The sequence below is a fragment of the Arthrobacter oryzae genome (assembly GCF_037911235.1).
GTDB classification, from domain to species: domain Bacteria; phylum Actinomycetota; class Actinomycetes; order Actinomycetales; family Micrococcaceae; genus Arthrobacter; species Arthrobacter oryzae_E.
This window is the reverse complement of record NZ_JBBLYW010000017.1, coordinates 90907-111489: the sequence shown is the minus strand read 5'-3', so window position 1 is coordinate 111489 and position 20583 is coordinate 90907. Positions and strand designations below refer to the sequence as shown.

The following is a 20583-nucleotide window of genomic DNA, read 5'->3' as shown; positions in this document are numbered from 1 at the left end:
TCCGCCGCGGCGTGGGACGAGGGGTTCTATGACAACCTGGTGGCTCCGGTGCCGGGCACGGACCTGGTCCGCGACGAAGGTATCCGGGCCGGGTCCTCGGCGGAGAAGCTCGCGGGGTTGAAGACGGTGTTCCGGACCGAGAACGGCACGGTTACGGCCGGGAACGCGTCCCCGCTCTCCGACGGGGCGTCCGCGGCCTGGATCGGGTCCGGGAACGCCGCCGGGATCCTCGGGATGGAACCGCTGGCCCGGATCGCCGGACGCGGTGCGCACGCGAACGATCCGCAGTACTTCGGGTACGCCCCGGTGGAGGCTGCGAACAAGGCCCTCGCGAAGGCGGGCATCAGCTGGGAGCAGGTGGGCGCCGTCGAACTTAACGAAGCGTTCGCCGCGCAGTCCCTGGCCTGCATCAACGCCTGGGGGATCGACCCCTCGATCGTGAACCGGCACGGCGGCGCGATCGCGATGGGCCACCCGCTCGGTGCCTCCGGCGGCCGGATCCTGGGCACGCTGGCCCGCTCCCTGCAGGCCTCCGGTGAACGCTGGGGCGTCGCCGCGATCTGCATCGGCGTCGGCCAGGGCCTCGCCGTCGTCCTCGAAAACATGACCGTTGCCGGAACCAGCACAGGAAAGGCGTAAGCAATGCTGAATTTCATTGACACCGTCGGCGAGGCCGTCGCCGGCATCAAGGACGGTTCCACCGTGATGATCGGGGGCTTCGGCAACGCCGGCCAGCCGTTCGAACTGATCGACGCGCTGCTGGACTGCGGCGCCCGCGAGCTCACCGTGGTGAACAACAACGCCGGCCAGGGCGACCAGGGCCTGGCGCTGCTGATCAAGGAAGGCCGGGTGAAGAAGATGATCTGCTCCTTCCCGCGGCAGTCCGACTCCTGGCACTTCGACGCCAAATACAAGGCCGGAGAGATTGAACTGGAACTCGTCCCGCAGGGCAACCTGGCCGAGCGGATCCGTGCCGCAGGCGCGGGCATCGGCGGCTTCTTCACCCCCACCGGCTACGGCACCATGCTGGCCGAGGGCAAGGAAACCCGCATCCTGGACGGCCGCGGCCAGGTGTTCGAAACCCCCATCCACGCCGACGTCGCGCTCATCAAGGCACTCAAGGCGGACGGCGTAGGCAACCTGGTGTACCGCAAGACCGCCCGGAACTTCGGCCCCATCATGGCGGCCGCGGCGAAGCACACCATCGTCCAGGTCTCCGAGATTGTCCCCACCGGCGAACTCGACCCCGAGAACGTCGTGACCCCCGGCATCTACGTGAACAGCATTGTTCGCGTCAACTCAGTGAAGGTGGCCTGACATGAGCGCACAGACAAGCAGCGAGACCGGCTCGATCCAGACCAGCGAGACGCCCCTGGGCCGCGACGACCTGGCCCGGCTCGTGGCGAAGGACATCAAGCCCGGTTCGTTCGTGAACCTTGGCATCGGCCAGCCCACCCTGGTGTCCAACTACCTCGAGCCGGAGCAGAACATCACGCTCCACACCGAGAACGGGATGCTGGGCATGGGCCCGGAAGCCAAGGGCGACGAGATCGATGAGGACCTCATCAACGCCGGCAAGATCCCCGTGACCGAACTGCCGGGGGCGTCGTACTTCCACCACGCCGACTCGTTCGCGATCATGCGCGGCGGGCACCTGGACATCTGCGTGCTCGGCGCGTTCCAGGTCTCGGCCACCGGTGACCTGGCCAACTGGCACACCGGGGCGCCGGACGCCATCCCTGCCGTGGGTGGCGCGATGGACTTGGCCACCGGGGCGAAGGACGTCTTCGTGATGATGACGCTCCTGACCCGCGACGGTGCGTCCAAGATCGTGGAGGCCTGCACCTACCCGCTCACCGGCGTCGGCTGCGTGACCCGCGTGTACACGGACAAGGCGGTGTTCCTCACGGGCCCCGACGGCGTCCAGGTGCGCGAGACCTTCGGCTGCACCCTCGAGGAACTCCAGGCCCTGGTGCCGGTCCCCCTCACAGCAGCCCCCGCCGTCGAACGCTAACCGCCAGCCCACAGCGCGAACGGACACTTGAGCCCCACGCCGAGGGCCGGAAGTGTCCGTTCGCGCTCACACGCGGGGCCGGAAGTGTCCGTTCGCGCTCACCCGCAGGGCCGGAAGTGTCCGTTCGCGCCGGGTGGGCTAATAGGATTAGTAACCATGACCGACGCAGCAGCAGAGACCGCGCCCACGCCCTCCTCTGCGCCCCAAGCCAGTGACCAGTACGTGCAGTCCCTGGCCCGGGGGCTGGCCGTGATCCGGGCATTCGATACCGACCATCCGGTGATGACCCTCACCGAGGTGGCTGCACGCACCGACCTCACCCGCGCCACCGCCCGCCGCTTCCTGCACACCCTCGTGGAGCTGGGCTATGTCCGCACTGACGGGAAAACCTTCGCCCTCACAGCCCAGGTGCTGCAACTCGGCTACGCGTACCTTTCCGGCCTGTCCCTGCCCCAGCTCGCGCAGCCGCACCTTGAGGAGCTGTCGCTGCGGCTGGGCGAATCGACGTCGGCCGCTGTCCTGGACGGGAAGGATATTGCCTACATCGCGCGCGTCACCACCCGCCGGATCATGAACATCGGCATCACGGTGGGGACGCGGTTCCCGGCCTACGCCACCTCCATGGGCCGCGTGCTGCTCGCTGCGCTTCCGCCGGCCGCGCTGCAGCAGTACCTCGCCGAGGCTGAGATCAAGCCGCTCACCCCCCGGGCCCTAAGTACGCAGAAAGACCTGGTTGCCGCTCTGGACGTGGTCCGTGCGCAGGGGTGGTGCCTGCTGGACCAGGAGCTTGAACTTGGCCTGATGTCCATCGCGGCGCCGGTGTACCACGGCCCTGCGAAGGTGGTGGCGGCCATCAACGTGTCGTTGCAGGCCCAGGCTGTGGCCACTAAGCCGGACCCCAAGGCCTACCTTGAAATGGTCCGGAAGGAAACAGTGGAGACGGCCCGGCTGATTTCCGCCGACCTCTCAGCCAAGCACTGAGCGCCCGGCAAAGCACAGCGCCACAGCCAAGGACTGAGCGCCCGGCTCAGTCCTGCTTCCCGTGAAGAGTGATCGGTTCCACGGGCGGCCACCATTTGGTGGGCGGACCGATGACAAACCGGCGCCCGCTCACTTCCGTGGGAGTGATCCGGACCAGGATGTCCTTGGCCCCCTCCTGCCAGGGCGAGGGCGTCTCGGCAGGGGCGTCCTCGCCGGGCTGCACCGCCTCAGCCGTCCCCTTGACCACCACACTCCACGCGATGGTTCCGTAGACGTTCAGCCCGTCGGCTTCAAGAACCACCGGCTCCCCGGAGAGCACCGCGTCCAGTTTGGTTCCCGGTCCGGTCCGGAAGATCACCGTTCCTTCATCCGGCAGGTAGTTCACCGGAAAGATTTCCGGCTTGCCATGGCTGATGAGCGCCAGCCGTCCCACCGAGGCGGAGCGAAGGTGCTGCCAGCATTCACGGACGGTGAGTTCTGATGTTTCCGGCCCCGGCCCAGAGGTGTTCATGGTGCTGAGCCTAGGCGTCCCGTCCGCGTTGCGGCAAGGCAGTAAGACCCTGATTTCAGTTACGCTTCACTTTGGGGGAACCCCCGACCACTTGCCCGTGAAGGATGCCATGACCCAGAACACCAAGCGCGCCGCCGTCATCATCAATCCTGCCAAGCCAGTGGACTTCGACGTTCGCGGCCTGATGGCCAAGCACTGTGCAGATGCGGGCTGGGATGAGCCGATGTGGATCGAAACCACCAAGGAAGACCCCGGCGTCGGACAGGCGAAGGAAGCACTGAGCCGCGGGGCCGACATCGTTATTGCCGCCGGCGGCGACGGCACCGTACGGTGCGTAGCTGAGGTCCTTTCCGGCACCTCCACGCCCATGGGGCTCCTGCCGCTGGGCACGGGAAACCTCCTGGCCCGCAACCTCGGCATGGATGTCACCGATATTGAAGGCGCCATGGCGGGGGCCCTGACGGGCGAGGAGCGCAAGATCGACGTCGTCCGTGCGGTCCGGAGCGATCCCGACAAGGAGCAGCACTTCCTGGTGATGGCCGGTGTGGGTTACGACGCCACCATCATGGCGGACACCAACGAGGACCTGAAGGACAAGGTGGGCTGGCTGGCCTACGTCGATGCGGGCATCAGGAACCTGCCGGGCAAGCCGGTGAAGGCGAGGATCGTCATCGACGGCAAGTCAGTGATCCACCGCCGGGTCCGCAGCGTCATGGTGGGGAACTGCGGGAAGGTCCAGGGCGGCCTGGAGATCTTCCCCGACGCGAAGGTGGATGACGGCCTCCTGGACGTGGTGGTGCTGGCACCCCGGGGCAAGCTCGGCTGGTTCTCGGTTGTTGCGGGCATGATCGGCAAGGGAAAAGGCAAGGACACGTCGGTGGAGTACTTCCAGGGCAAAGAGGTGGAGATCACCCTTGAGCACGCGGATGACTACCAGCTCGACGGCGATCACGAAGGCGACAGCAGGCATGTCAGGATGACCATGCGCCCCGGCGCGCTCACCGTCAGGATGAACGCGCCGGCCGCCTGACGGTGCCGCCTGACGGTCCCGCCGGAGGCTGGGCGGCCTACCCGGCCAGCAGCCTGCCCCACCTCGGCGCAAGCAATGGAGACCCGGCAAGTTTGAGGCAGTGCCACAGCGTCACGGCCACGGAGTCCAGCACCGGTACGCCGGTTTCCTCCTCCACTTCCGCTGCGATGCTGGCGCCGTACAGGTTGGTGCACAGGTAGATCAGTGCATCCGGGCGGGCTGCCGCGAGCTCCAGCGACCCCGGCCGCATTTCGTCGTCCGTGACCCGCGCGAACGACTCGTTGTCGCTCAGCCCCAGGGCCCGGTGGCCGATGGTCTTGATGCCGTCCCGCTCGTAGGAGGCCATGATTGCGTGGTTGACGTCCGCCGTGTAGGGCGTGAACAGCCCGATCCGTTCCATGCCGAAGGACTCGAAAGCCGCCAGATAGGCGAGCGTGGACGTGGTGGCCGGGATGCCCGTCGCGTCAACGATCTCGCCGACCAGTTCGCGGTCGTGGTGGGCGCCGAGCCAGGAGCCCGACGTCCCGTTCCACGCAATGACGTCCACGTCCGCCGTCGCCAGGAGCTCGGCGGCGGCCCTCATGACAGCGGGGTCGAACTGCCTGTCCGAGGAATCGTCCAGGGCGATCCGTGTGACCGGGATCCGGGTGAAGTGGATGGTGACGTCGTCCCGGTCGCCCAGGATACGGTAGCTCTGCGGCTCCAGGCAGGTGTTGGAGGACGGCACGATCATGCCGATGCGGGTTTTGCGTACTGCGGAAGGCATGGCTGCTCCTACTTTGCTGCGGAGAGGGTGGCTGCGGCGGAAGCCGTGGCGGACGAAAGATGTTCGCGGAAGCCGTTCCGGGCCACGAAGCGTCCCACGGCGCCGGGATCGTGGAAGCCGCCGCCGTCGAGCACCACCCGCCCGGCGGAAACCACGACGGCGGGCCAGCCGGTGAGTGCCCGGCCGTCGAAGGGCGAGAAGTCAGTGCCCATGTGCAGTGAGCCGCCGTCCACCACCCGTTCCTCGGCGGGGTCGAAGACCACCAGGTCGGCGTCGAAGCCTTCGGCAACGGCCCCCTTGCCGGGAACCGCGTTGATGCGGGCCGGCCCGGCGGCGAAGACCTCCACGAAGTCCTCCACCGAACTGCCGGCGGACGCCATGGCCGTAAAGGTGACCGGCATCCGGGTTTCCACGCCGGGCAGGCCGTGCGGCATGGCGCGGATGTCGTCCGTGCGCTCGCGCTTCTGTGACAGGTCGTAGCAGGAGTGGTCCGAGGAAACAGTGTGGATGGCACCGTCGGCCAGCCGTTCCTTCAGCGCAGCGACGGTTTCGGGGCTGCGCATGGGCGGGCAGCAGGCGTACCACTCGGGGAAAACGGAGCCGTACACCGTGTCATCGAGCGTGAGGTAGTGCGGGCAGGTCTCGGAGTAGGCTTCCTGGCCGCGGGCCCGGGCTTCGGTGACCAGGTCGACGGCACCGGGCGTGGACTGGTGCACGAAGTACACCGGTGCCTTGGTGTATTCGGCCATGGCCAGGGTTTCCTTGACCGAGATTTCCTCGGCCAGTTCGGGGCGGGTCCGGTGCAGGTGTTCTATGCCGATCCTGCCGTCGTCGGCGTGCTGCTGAGTGCAGTCGGTGATGATGGGGTCATGTTCGGCGTGGATGTAGGTCAGGCCGTCCAGCCGGACCATCTCGCGCATCACTTTCAGGATGGTGTCGCCGTCCGCCATGGTGGTGCCGCGGTTGGTGGTGTACATCTTCACGGAGCGCACACCTTCGGCGGCGAGCTGCTCCAGCTGCCAGGGCACGGTCTCGTCCCAGCTGACCACGGAGCCATGGAGGGCGACGTCGCAGCGGGACTCCAGCGCCAGCTCCTTCTTGTGCAGGACGGCCGCCAGCGGGGTTTCCTGCGCGTCGCGGGGAATTCCGAAGTCGATGATGGTGGTGGTGCCGCCCCAGAGCGCGGCGGTGGAGGTGGTGCGGTAATCGTCCAGGGTGCGGAAGCGTCCGGTCACCTGGGCCACGTGGCAGTGGCCGTCCACGCCGCCGGGAATTACCAGCCGGCCGGCGGCGTCGATGGTGCGGGCAGCGGCGGGGACCGGTTCGGCAGCGTCGATGAGCTGTTCGATGCGGCCGTCGCGGACCACCACGTGGGCGTTCCGGCGGCCGGAGCTGTTGACCACGGTGCCGTGGGCGATGACGAGATCGGGAATGCGGGACATCGTTGTCCTCCTAGTTCGTTGAAGCGGCGCTCGTTGAAGCGGTGTGTGCTGTCTGTGCGGCGGCCAGGGCGGCGTCGAGGTTTTCGGAGAGTCCCTTGCGGGCCTTTGACGGCGGCGGCGCAAAGGCGCCGGCGCGGTGCGGTCCGGATTGAAGCCCGACGACGGCCTGCCGGCTGAGCGCCAGCAGCGTCTCCTTGAAGTCCTGCTGCACGGAACCGATCCCGTTGAGCGACTCATTGATGGAGCGGATGGAGGCCAGCCGGCCGCCGAGGCCGAAGCGCTCCACGCAGTCCAGGTACCAGGGCCGGATCCGGTCGGAGATGGCGATGATGGAGAAGCGGTGCCCCTGCAGGGCGGCAGCGCACAGCGCGGCCTCGGTGATGCCGATGACGGGAACGTCCGTGAGTTCCTTCAGGGCCGGCATGCCCGGATCCCCGAAGGCCGCCACAACGACGCCGTCGATGCGTCCGGCAACGCCGCCGTCGGACGTTTCCGCGGTGTATTCAGCGATGACCTCCGCCACCGCTCCGGCGGCGATCAGGGACTCAAAGCGGGTTTCGATGTATTCGACGCCGTGCCCGGCGGTGCGGACCACCAGTTCGGTGCCCGGCGAAGCGGAGCGCAGGGCTTCCGATTCAATCAGCGCCGTGACGTCGTCGCTGATATTGGGGTTGATGACGAGGAGTTTCATTTTTTCTTCCGGTGAAGGGAGGGTTCTGTTTTCTGGAAGTCGTCCGGGAACTGTTTGCGGTACTTGCCGATGTGCGACGCCGACTGGGCCGCGGCGCGGTCCGGATCACCGCTGGCGATGGCCGCATAGAGTTCGCGGTGCTCCTGGATCAGTTCGGGCAGGTCGCTCACGTGGCGGAACAGCCAGTGCATGCGGCCCTGCAGCGGCTCCAGTGCGGACCGCAGGAAGCCGTTGTCCGCGATCCGGGTGATCGCGTCGTGGAATTCGCTGTTGGCCCGGTGGGCCTCCATGACGGCGCCCTTCGCGAGGCAGCGTTCCGCGTCGTCCAGCAGCCCGTCAAGGTAGCCGAGGTCCTCCTCGGTTGCCCGGACGGCGGCGAGCCGGCAGGCCAGCACCTCCAGTGACTGGCGGACATCGAAGAGATCCTCCACGTCCTTGGGGCTGAGCGTGCTGACTTCCGCGCCGCGGGCGCCCCGGTCGCTCAGGAGTCCTTCCTGGCGCAGCATCCTGAGCGCCTCCCGGACGGGAAGCCGGGAGACATTGAATTCTGCTGCCAGGTCTCTTTCCACCAGCCGGGTGCCGGGAGCGTAGTGCCCTTCAAAGATCCTGGTGCGGAGTGTGTCCCGGACAGTCTCGCGGAGGGGGCGTTCCTTGTCCTGGGTTTCTTCTGCGGCAAGCATGGTGCTCCATTCGGGTTCTTGAGGGGTGGTGCGCTCCCGGCGCCGGGAGGAGGTGCTGCGGTGCCTAGCTTAGGGCCGCCGGGCTAGACGGGCAGGCGCTTGTTGTAATCCAGCAGCAGGACGGACACGCCCATGATGATCGCGGATCCCACGAAGTACAGCAGTGCCCAGGTGTAGGAGCCGGTGGCGCCCACGATCAGGCCGACGGCGATGGGGGTGACGAAGCCGGAGATGTTGCCGCTGAAGTTCATCGCCCCGCCGAGGACGCCGGCGTTGGTCCGGCCGCCCAGGATGGAGGGAATGCTCCAGAAGAGGCCCACCCAGCGGAGGAAGAACATCACCACGGATAGAAGTACGACGGCGGTGGTCGGGTCTGCCACGACGGTCACCCCGACGAGGCCGCCCACCACCACGACGCTGGAAATTCCCAGCAGTGTGCGCATGACGCGGTTGGCCGAGGCGCCGGCTGCCCGCCATTTGTCGGCGATGGTGCCGCCCAGGATCTCACCGACGAAGCCGGCGCCGAAGATCACGAAGGTGGACCAGCCGATGGTTTTCAGGTCGAAGCCCTTGGCCTGGGCGAGGTAGAGCGGGCCCCAGGTGAGCAGGCCGTAGAACACGCCGTTGAAGCCCAGCCAGCCGAAGCACATGGCCCAGAAGGAACGGAACTTCAGGTACGGGAGCAGGGCTCGCTTGCCTTTGCTGCCGTCCAGTTCGGCCTCCGCGTCCTCAGCTGCGTGGGAGGCTTCAATGTAGTCGACCTCGGCAGCGTTGACGCCGCGGTGCTGGCGCGGGTTGTCCCGCACGTACCACCAGACTGCGAGGCCCATGAGCACGGTGGCGGCACCGGCGATGATGAACGCCGTGCGCCAGCTGCCGGTGGAGGCGATCAAGGCGGCGATGAGGATACCGCCGAGCCCGGCACCCAAGGGGGCGCCGGCGTCAAGGATGGTGGCGCCGCGGCCGCGTTCCGATTTGTGCATCCAGATGGCGTTGAGTTTGCCGCCGGCGGGCATGACGCCGGCTTCGGTGACGCCGATGCCGAGGCGGGCGATGAACATGCTCAGGAAGCCGCCGGCCAGTCCGGAGGCGGCAGTTGCCGCTCCCCAGCCGACGCAGGAGGCGGTCATGACCTTGCGCGGGCCGTACTTGTCGATCAGCCAGCCGACGGGGATCTGCATCAGAGCGTAGGTCCAGAAGAAGGCGGAGAGCAGGAGGCCCACGAGCTCCGGCGCCAGGTTGAATTCTTTTTGGATAATGGGGAGCGCCACCGAGATGGAGCCCCGGTCAATGTAGTTGACGGCCACCAGGACAAGAAGCAGGAGGAACAGCTTCCAGCGGACGTTGGTGCGCCGTTGCACGCCGTCCTTTTGGTCTTTGGGGGACTGAAGATCTGTTGATTCGGTTTTGGCGGGTCCGGTGGATGATGTTTCGGTGCTTGGAAGAGACACAGCTTCTCCTTCACGGGGAAGATTGCGGGCAGGGATAAGACTCTGGGGCTGGGGCCGGCCGCGGCCTGGTCAGGCGGAGGCCTTGCTCTCCCGGGCTGGCTCTGGGATACGCCAATGGTGGCGCCAGCATCCAGGAGGATGATCACTTTTGGGATCCCGTTTTGGGATCCCAAAATCAAAGATAGGAGTGACCCCGCCACTGTCAAGGATTTTCCGGGCGGCGCCCGCCCGGACGCCTATTTACCGATTGTGACTGCCGGGCTCTGGTGTGTGAGCCAGGATCTCCGCGAGTTCCGCCAGCCGGTGTGCCCGCGCCGATTCCGCGGGCGTGAACGGTTCGCCCGGCCGGTAGAAGGTGATGGGGCCGTGCCACGCGGTCGGGATCTTGAGCACCGTTCCGGCGTCGGCCGAGGCGGGAGCTTCCTGGCGGCCCTCAACGGCCTCGGGGACAATCCTTGCCGACAACAGCTCCGCAACGGCCAGCGGGAGCTCATCAGGGTTGCCCGCAATCCGTGCTGCAAGGCTGAGCGCCTTAGTCTGCCCGTCCGCCATTGCCAGGGCCGTGGTGGGCCAGACATGGGGGTGCCTCCCGCCGCCGTCGCGCAGGGCATCCGTCAGTTCACGTTCGCCGAGGTTTCCGGGAGCTGACAGGACGAACTCGTCGAGCACGCCGCCCGCCACCGGATGAAGGTGGATGCTGAGGATGTTGGTGTCCAGCCGGGCAAGCGCCTGCGTGATTTTCTGGAGCGACCCTGGCTGGTCGTGCACCACTGTGCGCGCGCGCCACAGGGCCGGGGCAGTGGTCAGCCGTTTGCGGTGACGCAGGGCCGGGGCGTGCAGCCAGGTCCTCAGCATCCGCGCAGCAGAAGGTTCGGCCACCCAGATCACCAGCACTGTGGCGGTCAAGGTGAGAACCAGAACTTTGGCCACGTAGGGGAGGTGCGTCTCCACCACGGCGGCGTGCACCAGGAGCTCAATGGGCAGCATGACGGCGATGTTCGCCAACGTCAGCCGCGTTTTGGTGGGCTCCGGCATCTGGCCGCAAACTTCGCAGCTCAACTCGGCCGGTTCGGGGGACTGTGCCTTGCGCTTCATACTCACATCATGTCCGGGCGCTGTTTCAGGGGCGTTGCGGCCGCGTCACGAACGCCAACATCCCTGCAACGGCGGGGATTTCGGAGTACTTGCTCCGTCTGGAAGCGCAAGCCAGTAGTGCCCCGCAACAGCCTTGGTCGCGGACGTCTCCACGTAGACCCGGGTGTCCAGAGTTAGCAGGCGTGCACGTAGTTTACGGTGTGACCACCTAGGGCTCCGCTACCCTTCCGGGTACTCCCCGTCCGTCGCCCCAACACCCTGAAGACAAAGCCGGGTAGGTGGCCCTCGTGACGCGCTGGCAGGCCCACGGCTTGTATAGGGGGAGGCACCAACAGGTGCCGCCTACCAAGGGTCGGGGGGATAGTCAATGGCGACGTCGCCTGCCGGCATATCGCGTTCATCCTCCGTGAGTGTGCGGGGGCCGGAATGAGCCAACTGGGGAAAACCAGCCCGTTCGTCATGAAGTTGCTCGGGTCCGGAGGAGGTTCCGGGACCGTCGCCAGCCCGGTGCGCGCTGCCGGGGGATCCGCCGTCGGGAGTTCCCCCGGAGGCCCGGAAGGGCAGCCGGCCGCACGCAGGCCCTCCGGCCGCGAATGGGCCCGCTACCTGGCCCGGGTCCTCCACCTGACCGACTCCCTGCTGGTACTTCTTTCGGTGCTTATCGGGTACGTGATCCGGTTCGACGGCGGGCACTCCTTTGCGGAAAGCCGCGACAACGCCCTGGGCGCCGTCCTGGCTGCCGGCCTCGCGGTGTCATGGATCGGCGCCCTTCACTTCTACCGGACGCGGGACCCGAAGGTCCTGGGCGTCGGTTCCAGCGAATACAAGCGTGTGGCTGTTGCCACTACCCGGGTTTTTGGCCTGCTGGCGGTGTTCCTGGTGGTATTCCGGCTGGAACCGGCGTGGGCATTCTATGTGGCCTCATTCCCCTTGGGGCTTTTGGTGCTGGTGGGTAACCGGTGGCTCGCACGCCGGTGGTACAACCGGAAGCAGGCCGACGGCCAGTTCCTGGTGAAGGCCATAGTCATTGGCCAGCCGGAGGATGTCCGCTACGTGCTCGGCCGGATCGCCAAGAAGACCGGCGCGGCCTACGAGATCCTGGGGGTGTCCCTGCCGGGTGCCCGCAGGGGCATGATGCTCGACGTCGACGGTCGCCGGGTTCCGGTGCTGTCCTCCACCGACGACGTTGTCCGGACCGTGGGAAAGTACGGTGCCGAGGCAGTCATCGTGGCGGGACCGGTGCCCGGAGGCAACCAGTACATCCGGGAGCTGGGATGGCGGCTGGAAGAGCACCGCGCAGAACTCGTTCTGGCATCCACTCTGACCAACGTTGCCGGACCACGGATTCACTGGCGGCCCGTGGAGGGGCTGCCGCTGATGCATGTGGACGTCCCGCAGTACAGCGGCGGAAAACATGTGCTCAAGCGGCTCCTGGACATGGCGGGCGCCTCCGTGGCCCTGGTCCTGCTGTCGCCGCTGTTCCTGGCGCTCGCCGTCGTCGTGAAGCGGAACGGTCCGGGACCGGTGTTCTTCAAGCAGGAGCGCGTCGGCAAGGCCGGCCAGCCCTTCAGGATGATCAAGTTCCGGTCCATGGTCACGGACGCCGAAGCATCGCTCGGTGCCCTCATGGCAAGCAACCAGGGTGCCGGCGTGCTGTTCAAAATGCAGGACGACCCGCGCGTGACCAGCTGCGGACGCTGGATGCGCCGCTACTCCCTTGACGAACTGCCGCAGTTCTGGAATGTCCTCACCGGTGAAATGAGCCTGGTGGGACCGCGCCCTCCGCTGCAGCGCGAAGTGGAGGCCTACGAACGGCACACCCACCGCAGGATGCTGATCAAACCGGGCATCACCGGCCTCTGGCAGGTCAACGGCCGCTCGGACCTGCCCTGGGACGAGGCCGTCCGCCTCGATCTCTACTACGTCGAAAACTGGTCGATCATGGGGGACGTCATCATCATGTGGCGGACCTTCAAAGCAATGTGCATGCCTGCGGGCGCGTATTAAGTGGAGGGGACAGATATGGAATCGTCACAGGAGTCCTACCGCCGGGACCTTGATCTTATGGCATCAGCGGCGCCGCTGCGGGCGGCCGTTATTGGCGCCGGCTACTGGGGGCCAAACCTTGCCCGGAACTTCAAGGCCAGCCCGGACTGGCAATTGGCCGCGATCGTGGACATGGACCGGGACCGCGCGGCGAAGCTCGCGGCATCGCACGGGGGCGTGCCGGTCTGCGAATCCATCGATGAGCTGCTGGATACGGTCGACGTCGATGCAGTGGCCATTGCCACTCCGGCGCACACCCACCACGGCATCGCCCTGACAGCATTGCGCGCGGGAAAGCATGTGCTGGTGGAAAAGCCCCTGGCCGACAGCCGGGCCAAAGGCGTGGAGATGGTTGCAGAAGCGGAGAGCCGCGGGCTGGTCCTGATGGCAGATCACACGTACTGCTACACCCCCGCCGTCCTGAAGATCCGGGAACTGATTGCGGACGGATCCCTGGGCGAGATCCTGTTCATCGACTCGGTCCGGATCAACCTGGGGCTGGTGCAGCCGGATGTGGACGTGTTCTGGGACCTCGCTCCGCATGACCTGGCGATCATTGATTTCATCCTCCCCGGTGGCCTCCGTCCTGCTGAAGTGGCGGCCCACGGCGCGGACCCCCTGGGCACAGGGCGGGACTGCGTAGGGCACCTCACCTTTGCGCTGCCGAATGATGCCATGGCCCACGTGCACGTGAACTGGCTCAGTCCCACCAAAATACGCCAGATGGTGGTGGGCGGTTCCCAGCGGACCCTCGTCTGGGATGACCTGAATCCGCAGCAACGGCTGAGCGTGTACGACCGCGGCGTCAGCCTGGACCGGAAATACCGCTCGGCCGCTGAAAAGAAGGCATTCGCCATTTCGTACAGGCTGGGCGACACCTGGTCCCCCGCACTGCCGGAACACGAGGCCCTCGGCCAGATGGTGGCGGAGTTCGCCAGCAGCATCTGGCATCAACGGCCTGCGCGGACGAGCGGGACATCCGGCTTAAGGGTGCTGTCGGTGCTGGAGGCGGTCAGCCGCAGCCTCAGTGGCGACGGACAGTCGGTTGCCGTCGCCGGAAATGAAACCCAGTTGGAGGGACGGCGATGAGCACGCTGCAAGGCGCCCGGGTCCTGGTCACCGGCGGAGCCGGCACCATCGGATCCACGATTGTTGACCACCTCATCACCGCCGGCGTTGAGCGGATAACCGTCCTGGACAATCTGGTCCGCGGCCGCCGCGCCAACCTCGATGACGCCGTTGCCACCGGCAGGGTTGAACTGGTCGAAGGGGACCTGCGCGACCGGGATCTTGTCCACGACCTTACCCGCGGCAAGGACATCGTCTTCCATCAGGCCGCCATCAGGATCACCCAGTGCGCGGAGGAGCCGCGGCTCGCCCTGGAAGTCCTGGTGGACGGCACCTTCAATGTATTCGAGGCAGCCGCGGAGCACGGAGTGGGCAAGCTGGTGGCGGCCTCCAGCGCCTCGGTGTACGGGATGGCGGAGGAATTCCCCACCACGGAACGTCACCACCACCACAACAACGACACGTTCTACGGTGCCGCGAAGTCCTTCAACGAGGGAATGGCCCGCAGCTTCCGGGCCATGACCGGACTGGACTATGTCCTGCTGCGCTACTTCAACGTCTACGGACCCCGGATGGACGTGCACGGCCTCTACACGGAGGTGCTGGTCCGCTGGATGGAGCGCATCGCGGACGGTCAGCCGCCGCTGATCTTCGGCGACGGACGGCAGACCATGGATTTCATCCACACCCGGGACGTGGCCCGCGCCAACATCCTGGCGGCGGGCAGCGGCGCCTGCGAGGGTGTCTACAACGTGGCCAGCGGGGAAGAAACCAGCCTCCTTGAACTCGCCGAGGCACTGCTGCGGGCCATGGACTCCGACCTGCAGGTGGAGCACGGCCCGGACCGCGCCATCAACGGTGTGGTCCGCCGCCTCGCGGATACCTCGGCCGCCCGGCTGGACCTGGGCTTCGCGGCCGAGACCGGGCTTGAGGACGGTCTCCGGGAACTCGTTGACTGGTGGCGTCCGCTGCGCGGCGAGATTGCCGCCGCCCGGGTGGGTGGCGTGCGGTGACCATCAGCCAGGATCAGGCGGTGAGCCGGATCAATGTCATGAAGCCGTGGCTCGGAATCGAAGAAGCGGAGGCTGTCGCGGAGGTGATCGCGTCCGGCTGGGTGGCCCAGGGTCCCCGGGTGGCGCAGTTCGAGGAAGCCTTTGCCGCCGCCCAGGATGCGGTGCACGCCGTTGCCGTTTCCAACTGCACCACGGCGCTGCACCTGGCGCTCAAGGTGGCGGGCATCGGGCCGGGCGACGACGTGGTGGTGCCATCGTTCTCCTTTATTGCCACCGCCAACGCCGCCGGCTACGTAGGTGCGAGGACGGTGTTCTGCGATGTTGAAGAGGAGACCGGCAACGTGTCCGCCCGGACCATCGCCGCTGCGCTGACCCCGGCCACCCGGGCAGTGATCGTGGTGGATCAGGGCGGAATGCCGGTGGACCTCGATCCCATCCGGACCCTGTGCGACCCCCTGGGCATCACCGTCGTCGAAGATTCAGCCTGCGGGGCGGGCTCCACGTACCGCGGCCGGCCCGTGGGAGCCGGCGCGGACGTGGCCGCGTGGTCCTTCCACCCGCGCAAGATCCTAACCACCGGCGAGGGCGGGATGCTGACCACGCTGAACGCAGAGTGGGCCGGCCGTGCGCGAAGGCTGCGGGAACACGCCATGAGCGTTTCCGCCAATGACCGCCACGCCGCGCTCCTGGCCCCGGCGGAAGAGTACCTGGAAGCCGGGTTCAACTTCCGGATGACCGACATGCAGGCGGCGGTGGGGCTGGTGCAGCTGGGGCGGCTGGGGGAGGCCGTAGCCCGCCGTCGCGAGATCGTTGCCGGCTACCAGTCGGGACTGGACAGCGTCGGGGGCCTGCGGTTCGTCCGTGATCCGGCGTACGGCACCAGCAATTTCCAGTCCTTCTGGGTGGAGGTCCTGCCCTCGTTCCCCCTCAACCGTGAGGAGCTTTTGGAGCGGCTGGCACTCGACGGCATCTCGGCCCGCCGGGGGATCATGGCCGCGCACCGACAGCCTGCTTACTCGGGGCGGGACACCGGAGACGCGGACCTGACCGTCACCGAACGGCTTACGGACAACACCCTGATCCTTCCGGTGTACCACCAACTGACGCCGGACGAGCAGTCCCGGGTCCTGGGGTCCATCCTGCTGGCGGGCGGTGAGGGAACCCGTGGCTGACCTTATTCTCATCGCTGCCAGCGGGCTCGCCCGCGAAGTCCTGGCCACGGTCCGCGACAGCGGCCAGTTTGACGTTGTGGGGATTCTCGACGACGACGCCGGCAGGGCAGGTACCACCATGGACGGATCGCACATCCTGGGACCGGTCAGCCACGCACTCAATTATCCGGACGCGAAGGCGGTGATCTGCGTGGGCGCAGGCAGCACCCGGGCCGGGATCGTAGCGAGGCTTGCCGGGCTCGGGTTCCCGGACCGCCGCTATGCCACAGTGGTTGACGCCTCGACGCGCCTCCCGGAGGGGTGCCGGATCGGCCACGGCAACATCCTGCTGGGCCACGTCACCCTGACAGCCGACGTCACCATTGGCAACCATGTGGTGATCATGCCCGCGGTGACCCTCACGCACGACGACGTGGTGGAGGATTTTGCCACGTTTGCCGCCGGCGTATCCCTGGGCGGAGGAGTCCGTGTGGGGCGCGGGGCGTATTTGGGCATGAACTCCTGCGTGCGCGAACGGACCACAGTCGGCACGGGTGCCACCGTGGGGATGGGGGCTGCGGTCCTGGCCGACGTTCCGGCAGGTGAGACCTGGGCCGGTGTTCCCGCGCGGGCCATTGAACGAACCATGCAAACGGCTGCTGCTCCAGGAGGCGGACGATGACTATCTCACCAACTTTTCCCCTGTCCGTGCCCCTCGTGGACCTCGGTGCGCAACAGCGCGAAATCGCCGATGAAGTGGAGAGCGGCATCAGGCAGGTCTTCGCACGGACCTCTTTCATCGGCGGCCCGGAAGTTGCAGAGTTCGAGCAGGCCTACGCCGGATTTGTCAGGGCCCGGCATTGCGTCGGCGTCGCCAACGGCACCGATGCGTTGGAGCTGGGGCTCCGTGCTGTCGGGGTCAGGGCCGGAGGCGAGGTCATCCTGCCAGCCAACACCTTCATTGCCACAGCCGAGGCCGTAAGCCGGATCGGCGCGGTCCCGGTACCTGTGGACGTGGACCCGGACTACCTGCTTATCGATCCGGCGCGGGTCAGTGAGGCAGTAACTGAGGCAACCCAGGCTGTCGTGGCCGTACACCTGTTCGGGCAGACTGCTTTTGTTGAAAGGCTAAGGGCCGCTGCTGCCAGGTGCGGGGCCGCTATTGTCGAAGATGCGGCACAGGCCCAAGGCGCATCCCGTCATGGCCGGTCTGCCGGCACTCTGGGAAGCGTTGCAGGGACCAGCTTCTACCCCGGCAAGAACCTTGGGGCGGCCGGTGACGCCGGAGCCGTCCTGACAGATGACGACGAGATTGCGGCCCGGGTCCGCCTTCTGGGCGCCCATGGGAGCTCGGTCAAGTACGAGCATGACGAGATCGGCATGAATTCCCGCCTGGACACGATCCAGGCAGTGGTGCTCAACTCCAAACTGCGGCGCCTTACGGCCTGGAACGAACGACGGCGGGAGGCCGCCGCCCGTTATTCGGAGATGCTCAGGGGCATCCCGGGCATTGTGCTGCCGCGCACGGCCGACGGGAACGTTGACGTTTGGCACCTTTACGTGATCCGGGTCCTGGACCGGGACCGCCTGCTCACCGCGCTGAATGAGGCGGGGATCGGTGCCGGCATCCACTACCCCGTGCCGATGCACCTCAGCCGTGCCTACCGGTACCTAGGGCTCACCCGCGGCGCGTTTCCCGTCACCGAAGAAGCCGCGGCAACCATGCTCTCCCTGCCGATTTACCCGCACATCACGGCACAGCAGCAGGAGTACGTCATCAGCCAGTTGCTCGCCGCCATGGAGCGGCCATGAGACAAGCAAAAAGTGCACCCGGGGCCTCAAACGCGTTCGCATGGAGCCTTCTGAACACCCTGATCTCCAGGGTGGGCACGCTCGGCATTGGAATCGTGCTGGCGCGGGTGTTGGGACCGGAGTCCTTCGGCACCTTTGCAGTGGCCCTGGTGGCACTAATGGCCGTGCTTAGCTTCAATGAACTTGGCGTTTCCCTGGCGATCGTCCGGTGGCCCGGCGACCCCGCAAAGATAGTGCCCACCGTCAACACAATATCCGTGGCAGGCAGCGGCATCTTCTGCGCAGGAGCCGTCTTCGCGGCACCCGCGTTTACGGCGGCCATGGGCGATCCGGAGGCCACGGACGTGGTTCGCGTCCTCATCCTCAGCGTCTTCGTCAACGGTGTAGTGGCCTCTCCCGCGGCCCTGCTGCAGCGCGATTTTAAGGAAAAGACGCGTCTGGGAATCGACCAGGTCAACGTCTGGACAGGTGCGGTCCTGTCCGTTGTCCTGGCGTTGGCGGGCATGGGCGCCATGGCACTTGCGGTGGGCAGGGTGGCCGGAAGCCTGGTTTCCGGTGCCATGTTCCTCGCAGCCTCGCCCCTGCCATACCGCTTCGGACTGGACCGCGGCCAATTCGTCCCGCTGCTCAGGTTCGGGCTGCCGTTGGCCGGGACCAGCATAATTTTCTTCGCGGTTGGCTACGCCGACCAGCTGACTGCCGGGAGCATGCTGGGACCGGCGGCGCTTGCCTTCTACGTCCTCGCGTTCAACCTCTCTAACTGGCCCGTCAGTATCCTGGCCCAGCCCCTCCGCCGGGTGGCACCTGCCGCGTTTTCGGCACTCCAGCAGGACAAGGGGGCCTTGAATTCGACGTTTGTTTCTGTGGTGGCTGTCCTGGCCGCGGCAACGCTGCCGCCCGTGATGTTCGTGGCAGGCAGTGCGGTGCCCCTTGTTGATCTTGTCTACGGTAGGGACTGGCTGCCCGCGGCTGCCGCACTTTCTTGGCTGGTAGCGGCCGCCGTCAGCAGGATCTTCTCGGACCTGGCCTACGACTTCATGGTTGTCCAGGGCAGGTCCGGCACGGTATTCGTCATTCAGGCGGGCAGCCTGCTGGTGCTGGTGCCGGCCCTGGCAGCGGGCGCGGCGCTGAATGGGCTGCCCGGCCTGGCCTTTGCGCAGGCACTCGTCTCAGGTTGCGTTCTGTTGCCTCTCTACCTGTGGCACGTCTCCCGAACAGGCGTTTCCCTGCGGGCCCTTTGTTCAGTGGTGTGGGTACCTGCACTGGCTTCCATCGTCGTCGGTGCGTCATCGTTTGGCCTGGCCGGCTGGCTCCCCACGCCTTGGCTGGAACTCCCCATAGGCGCGGCCCTGGCAGCTTCCACAGCTGCGGGATTGCTCTACTGGCGTCGGGACGATGTGAAACTGCTGAGGAACGTGGGTCGTCGCGAGGCGCGCCCGGACGTCGCGGAGCTGGTCCGATGAGGATTCTTGTCTACCCCCACGACCTTGGCATCGGCGGAAGCCAGATCAATGCCATCGAGCTTGCCGGAGCTGTTCACAGGATGGGCCACGAGACAATCGTGTTCGGACGTCCGGGCCCGCTTGTTGAAAAAATCCGCGGGCTGGGGCTGGAATTTGTGGCTGCGCCGAAGATGGGCAGGCGGCCCTCGATGGCAGCTACCCGGGCGCTGGGCGAGCTGGCCGAACGCCGGAGAATCGATGTTCTGCACGGCTATGAATGGCCGCCATCGCTGGAGTGCTACCTGGCTGCACGGCGGCTGCCCGGGGTGTCTGCGGTTTCCACCGTCATGTCCATGGCAATCGCCCCGTTCATCCCCAAGCACGTTCCCCTGACAGTGGGGACCCATCAAATCGCCGAAACGGAAGTTGCCCTCGGCCGCTCGGCCGTTACCGTGCTGGAGCCCCCCGTCGACCTTGACGCGAACCGCCCCGGCCTCGAGCTTGCCCAGGAGGAGCTCAGGAAGATCTGGGGTGTCGCGGACGGAGCTTATGTAGTGGCGGTCGTTTCCCGGCTGGCCCGGGAGCTCAAGCTGGAGGGCATCCTCAGCGCTATGGATGCCGTTGCGTCCCTCCCCGCCGCAATGCGGGTTTGCCTGCTTATCGCCGGGGACGGCCCTGCCGGAGCGGAAGTTTCGGAGCGGGCGGACCAGATCAACATCCGTACCGGACGGCGGACGGTTGTCCTGACCGGCGAACTCGCCGACCCCCGGGCAGCCTACGATATGGCAGACGTCTGCCTTGGCATGGGCGGATCAGCTCTGCGGGCGTTGGCCTTCGGAAAACCGCTGGTAGTGCAAGGAGAAGCAGGTTTCTGGGAGCTTCTTACGCCGTCCTCGCTCGAGAACTTTCTGTGGCAGGGATGGTACGGCGTGGGCGGCGGGCAGTCAGGCGGTGCTTCCGCCCTCCGCCAGATACTTTGCGACATCCTGCCGGCCGAACGGCTCCGGGCCGAGCTTGGCGCCTTCGGCAGGCGCGTTGTTGAGCACCGCTTCTCGTTGGGGCATGCTGCAGAGGCCCAGCTGGACATTTACAGCGCGGCCCTGGAAACACGGTCCAGCGGCCGCGTTGCCTACATCGGCGACGTCGAGGCGGCCGGCCTCTTCCTCCGCTACAAGGCCCGCCGGCTGCAGGCGCGCCTGGCCGGACGGGGCACGGCTGACGATTTCAACGCCCGCCCGGTCGCGGCAGCGCCGTCGCTGCAGACATTTCCCGCGGGACGTGCCACATGACCGCCGGGGGCCCCGTTGTCTGGATGGCCGGCACCAACTGGGATGCTGTTGCGGGGACCGACAAGTGCCTGGTCAGGGCCCTTGCCAAGACCCGGCCGGTG

General features: G+C 66.7%; 20 protein-coding genes. 13 read left to right on the top strand and 7 right to left on the bottom strand.

Translation table 11 applies throughout. From position 1 onward, the window contains the following. The 4 genes from WMN78_RS05480 to WMN78_RS05465 form a co-directional block, all read left to right on the top strand. A partial coding sequence (locus WMN78_RS05480) for a thiolase family protein (RefSeq protein ID WP_340532502.1) occupies positions 1 to 639 on the top strand: 639 nt, incomplete at its 5' end. Between the two features lie 3 nt (positions 640 to 642). After that, complete coding sequence (locus tag WMN78_RS05475) at positions 643 to 1317, top strand: 3-oxoacid CoA-transferase subunit A (protein WP_340532501.1); 675 nt, start codon at positions 643 to 645, stop codon at positions 1315 to 1317. A 1-nt stretch (position 1318) separates the two neighbouring features. Beyond that, entirely contained in the window at positions 1319 to 2014 is a 696-nt protein-coding gene (locus tag WMN78_RS05470; RefSeq protein WP_340532500.1) for a 3-oxoacid CoA-transferase subunit B, read from the top strand. Between the two features lie 156 nt (positions 2015 to 2170). Beyond that, complete coding sequence (locus tag WMN78_RS05465) at positions 2171 to 2995, top strand: IclR family transcriptional regulator domain-containing protein (RefSeq protein ID WP_340532499.1); 825 nt, start codon at positions 2171 to 2173, stop codon at positions 2993 to 2995. A 46-nt stretch (positions 2996 to 3041) separates the two neighbouring features. Here the strand turns inward: WMN78_RS05465 and WMN78_RS05460 are convergent, their stop codons facing one another. Beyond that, entirely contained in the window at positions 3042 to 3506 is a 465-nt protein-coding gene (locus tag WMN78_RS05460) for a pyridoxamine 5'-phosphate oxidase family protein (RefSeq protein ID WP_340532498.1), read from the bottom strand. A gap of 109 nt (positions 3507 to 3615) precedes the next feature. Here WMN78_RS05460 and WMN78_RS05455 point away from each other — a divergent pair, with 109 nt between their 5' ends. Next, positions 3616 to 4536, top strand: a complete 921-nt coding sequence (locus WMN78_RS05455) for a diacylglycerol/lipid kinase family protein (protein ID WP_340532497.1) — start codon at positions 3616 to 3618, stop codon at positions 4534 to 4536. 37 nt (positions 4537 to 4573) lie between these two features. Here WMN78_RS05455 and WMN78_RS05450 read toward each other — a convergent pair whose 3' ends face one another. From WMN78_RS05450 to WMN78_RS05425, 6 genes are all read right to left on the bottom strand, one after another. Next, positions 4574 to 5302 carry a maleate cis-trans isomerase family protein gene (locus WMN78_RS05450; RefSeq protein WP_340532496.1) on the bottom strand — a complete coding sequence of 243 codons (729 nt, stop codon included), beginning with the start codon at positions 5300 to 5302 and terminating at the stop codon, positions 4574 to 4576. A gap of 8 nt (positions 5303 to 5310) precedes the next feature. Next, positions 5311 to 6744, bottom strand: coding sequence for an amidohydrolase family protein (locus WMN78_RS05445; protein ID WP_340532495.1), 1434 nt, complete (start codon positions 6742 to 6744; stop codon positions 5311 to 5313). Positions 6745 to 6754: 10 nt separating this feature from the next. Next, positions 6755 to 7435, bottom strand: a complete 681-nt coding sequence (locus tag WMN78_RS05440; protein WP_340532494.1) for an aspartate/glutamate racemase family protein — start codon at positions 7433 to 7435, stop codon at positions 6755 to 6757. Continuing rightward, on the bottom strand, positions 7432 to 8115 hold the full coding sequence (locus WMN78_RS05435) for a GntR family transcriptional regulator (protein WP_340532493.1): 684 nt from the start codon (positions 8113 to 8115) through the stop codon (positions 7432 to 7434). The genes WMN78_RS05440 and WMN78_RS05435 overlap by 4 nt, the downstream gene beginning before the upstream one ends. A gap of 83 nt (positions 8116 to 8198) precedes the next feature. After that, complete coding sequence (locus tag WMN78_RS05430; RefSeq protein WP_340532492.1) at positions 8199 to 9566, bottom strand: MFS transporter; 1368 nt, start codon at positions 9564 to 9566, stop codon at positions 8199 to 8201. Between the two features lie 240 nt (positions 9567 to 9806). After that, a complete protein-coding gene (locus WMN78_RS05425) occupies positions 9807 to 10661 on the bottom strand; it encodes an amino acid-binding protein (protein ID WP_340532491.1) in 855 nt (284 codons plus the stop codon). A gap of 426 nt (positions 10662 to 11087) precedes the next feature. Here WMN78_RS05425 and WMN78_RS05420 point away from each other — a divergent pair, with 426 nt between their 5' ends. From WMN78_RS05420 to WMN78_RS05385, 8 genes are read left to right on the top strand one after another with little or no spacing between them, the layout of a single operon-like run. Further along, positions 11088 to 12668 (top strand): sugar transferase, encoded by a 1581-nt coding sequence (locus tag WMN78_RS05420; protein WP_340532490.1) that lies wholly within the window; start codon positions 11088 to 11090, stop codon positions 12666 to 12668. Positions 12669 to 12683: 15 nt separating this feature from the next. Further along, entirely contained in the window at positions 12684 to 13796 is a 1113-nt protein-coding gene (locus WMN78_RS05415; RefSeq protein WP_340532489.1) for a Gfo/Idh/MocA family oxidoreductase, read from the top strand. Then, on the top strand, positions 13793 to 14788 hold the full coding sequence (locus tag WMN78_RS05410; protein ID WP_340532488.1) for an NAD-dependent epimerase/dehydratase family protein: 996 nt from the start codon (positions 13793 to 13795) through the stop codon (positions 14786 to 14788). The genes WMN78_RS05415 and WMN78_RS05410 overlap by 4 nt, the downstream gene beginning before the upstream one ends. Continuing rightward, positions 14785 to 15960, top strand: a complete 1176-nt coding sequence (locus WMN78_RS05405; protein WP_340532487.1) for a DegT/DnrJ/EryC1/StrS family aminotransferase — start codon at positions 14785 to 14787, stop codon at positions 15958 to 15960. The genes WMN78_RS05410 and WMN78_RS05405 overlap by 4 nt, the downstream gene beginning before the upstream one ends. Further along, positions 15953 to 16621: a NeuD/PglB/VioB family sugar acetyltransferase gene (locus tag WMN78_RS05400; protein ID WP_340532486.1), complete on the top strand. Its 669-nt coding sequence runs from the start codon at positions 15953 to 15955 to the stop codon at positions 16619 to 16621. Before WMN78_RS05405 ends, WMN78_RS05400 begins: the two co-directional genes overlap by 8 nt. Beyond that, a complete protein-coding gene (locus WMN78_RS05395) occupies positions 16618 to 17751 on the top strand; it encodes a DegT/DnrJ/EryC1/StrS family aminotransferase (protein WP_340532485.1) in 1134 nt (377 codons plus the stop codon). Before WMN78_RS05400 ends, WMN78_RS05395 begins: the two co-directional genes overlap by 4 nt. Beyond that, complete coding sequence (locus tag WMN78_RS05390; protein WP_340532484.1) at positions 17748 to 19214, top strand: oligosaccharide flippase family protein; 1467 nt, start codon at positions 17748 to 17750, stop codon at positions 19212 to 19214. Before WMN78_RS05395 ends, WMN78_RS05390 begins: the two co-directional genes overlap by 4 nt. Beyond that, positions 19211 to 20482: a glycosyltransferase gene (locus WMN78_RS05385; RefSeq protein WP_340532483.1), complete on the top strand. Its 1272-nt coding sequence runs from the start codon at positions 19211 to 19213 to the stop codon at positions 20480 to 20482. The genes WMN78_RS05390 and WMN78_RS05385 overlap by 4 nt, the downstream gene beginning before the upstream one ends. Positions 20483 to 20583 lie beyond the last annotated feature (101 nt).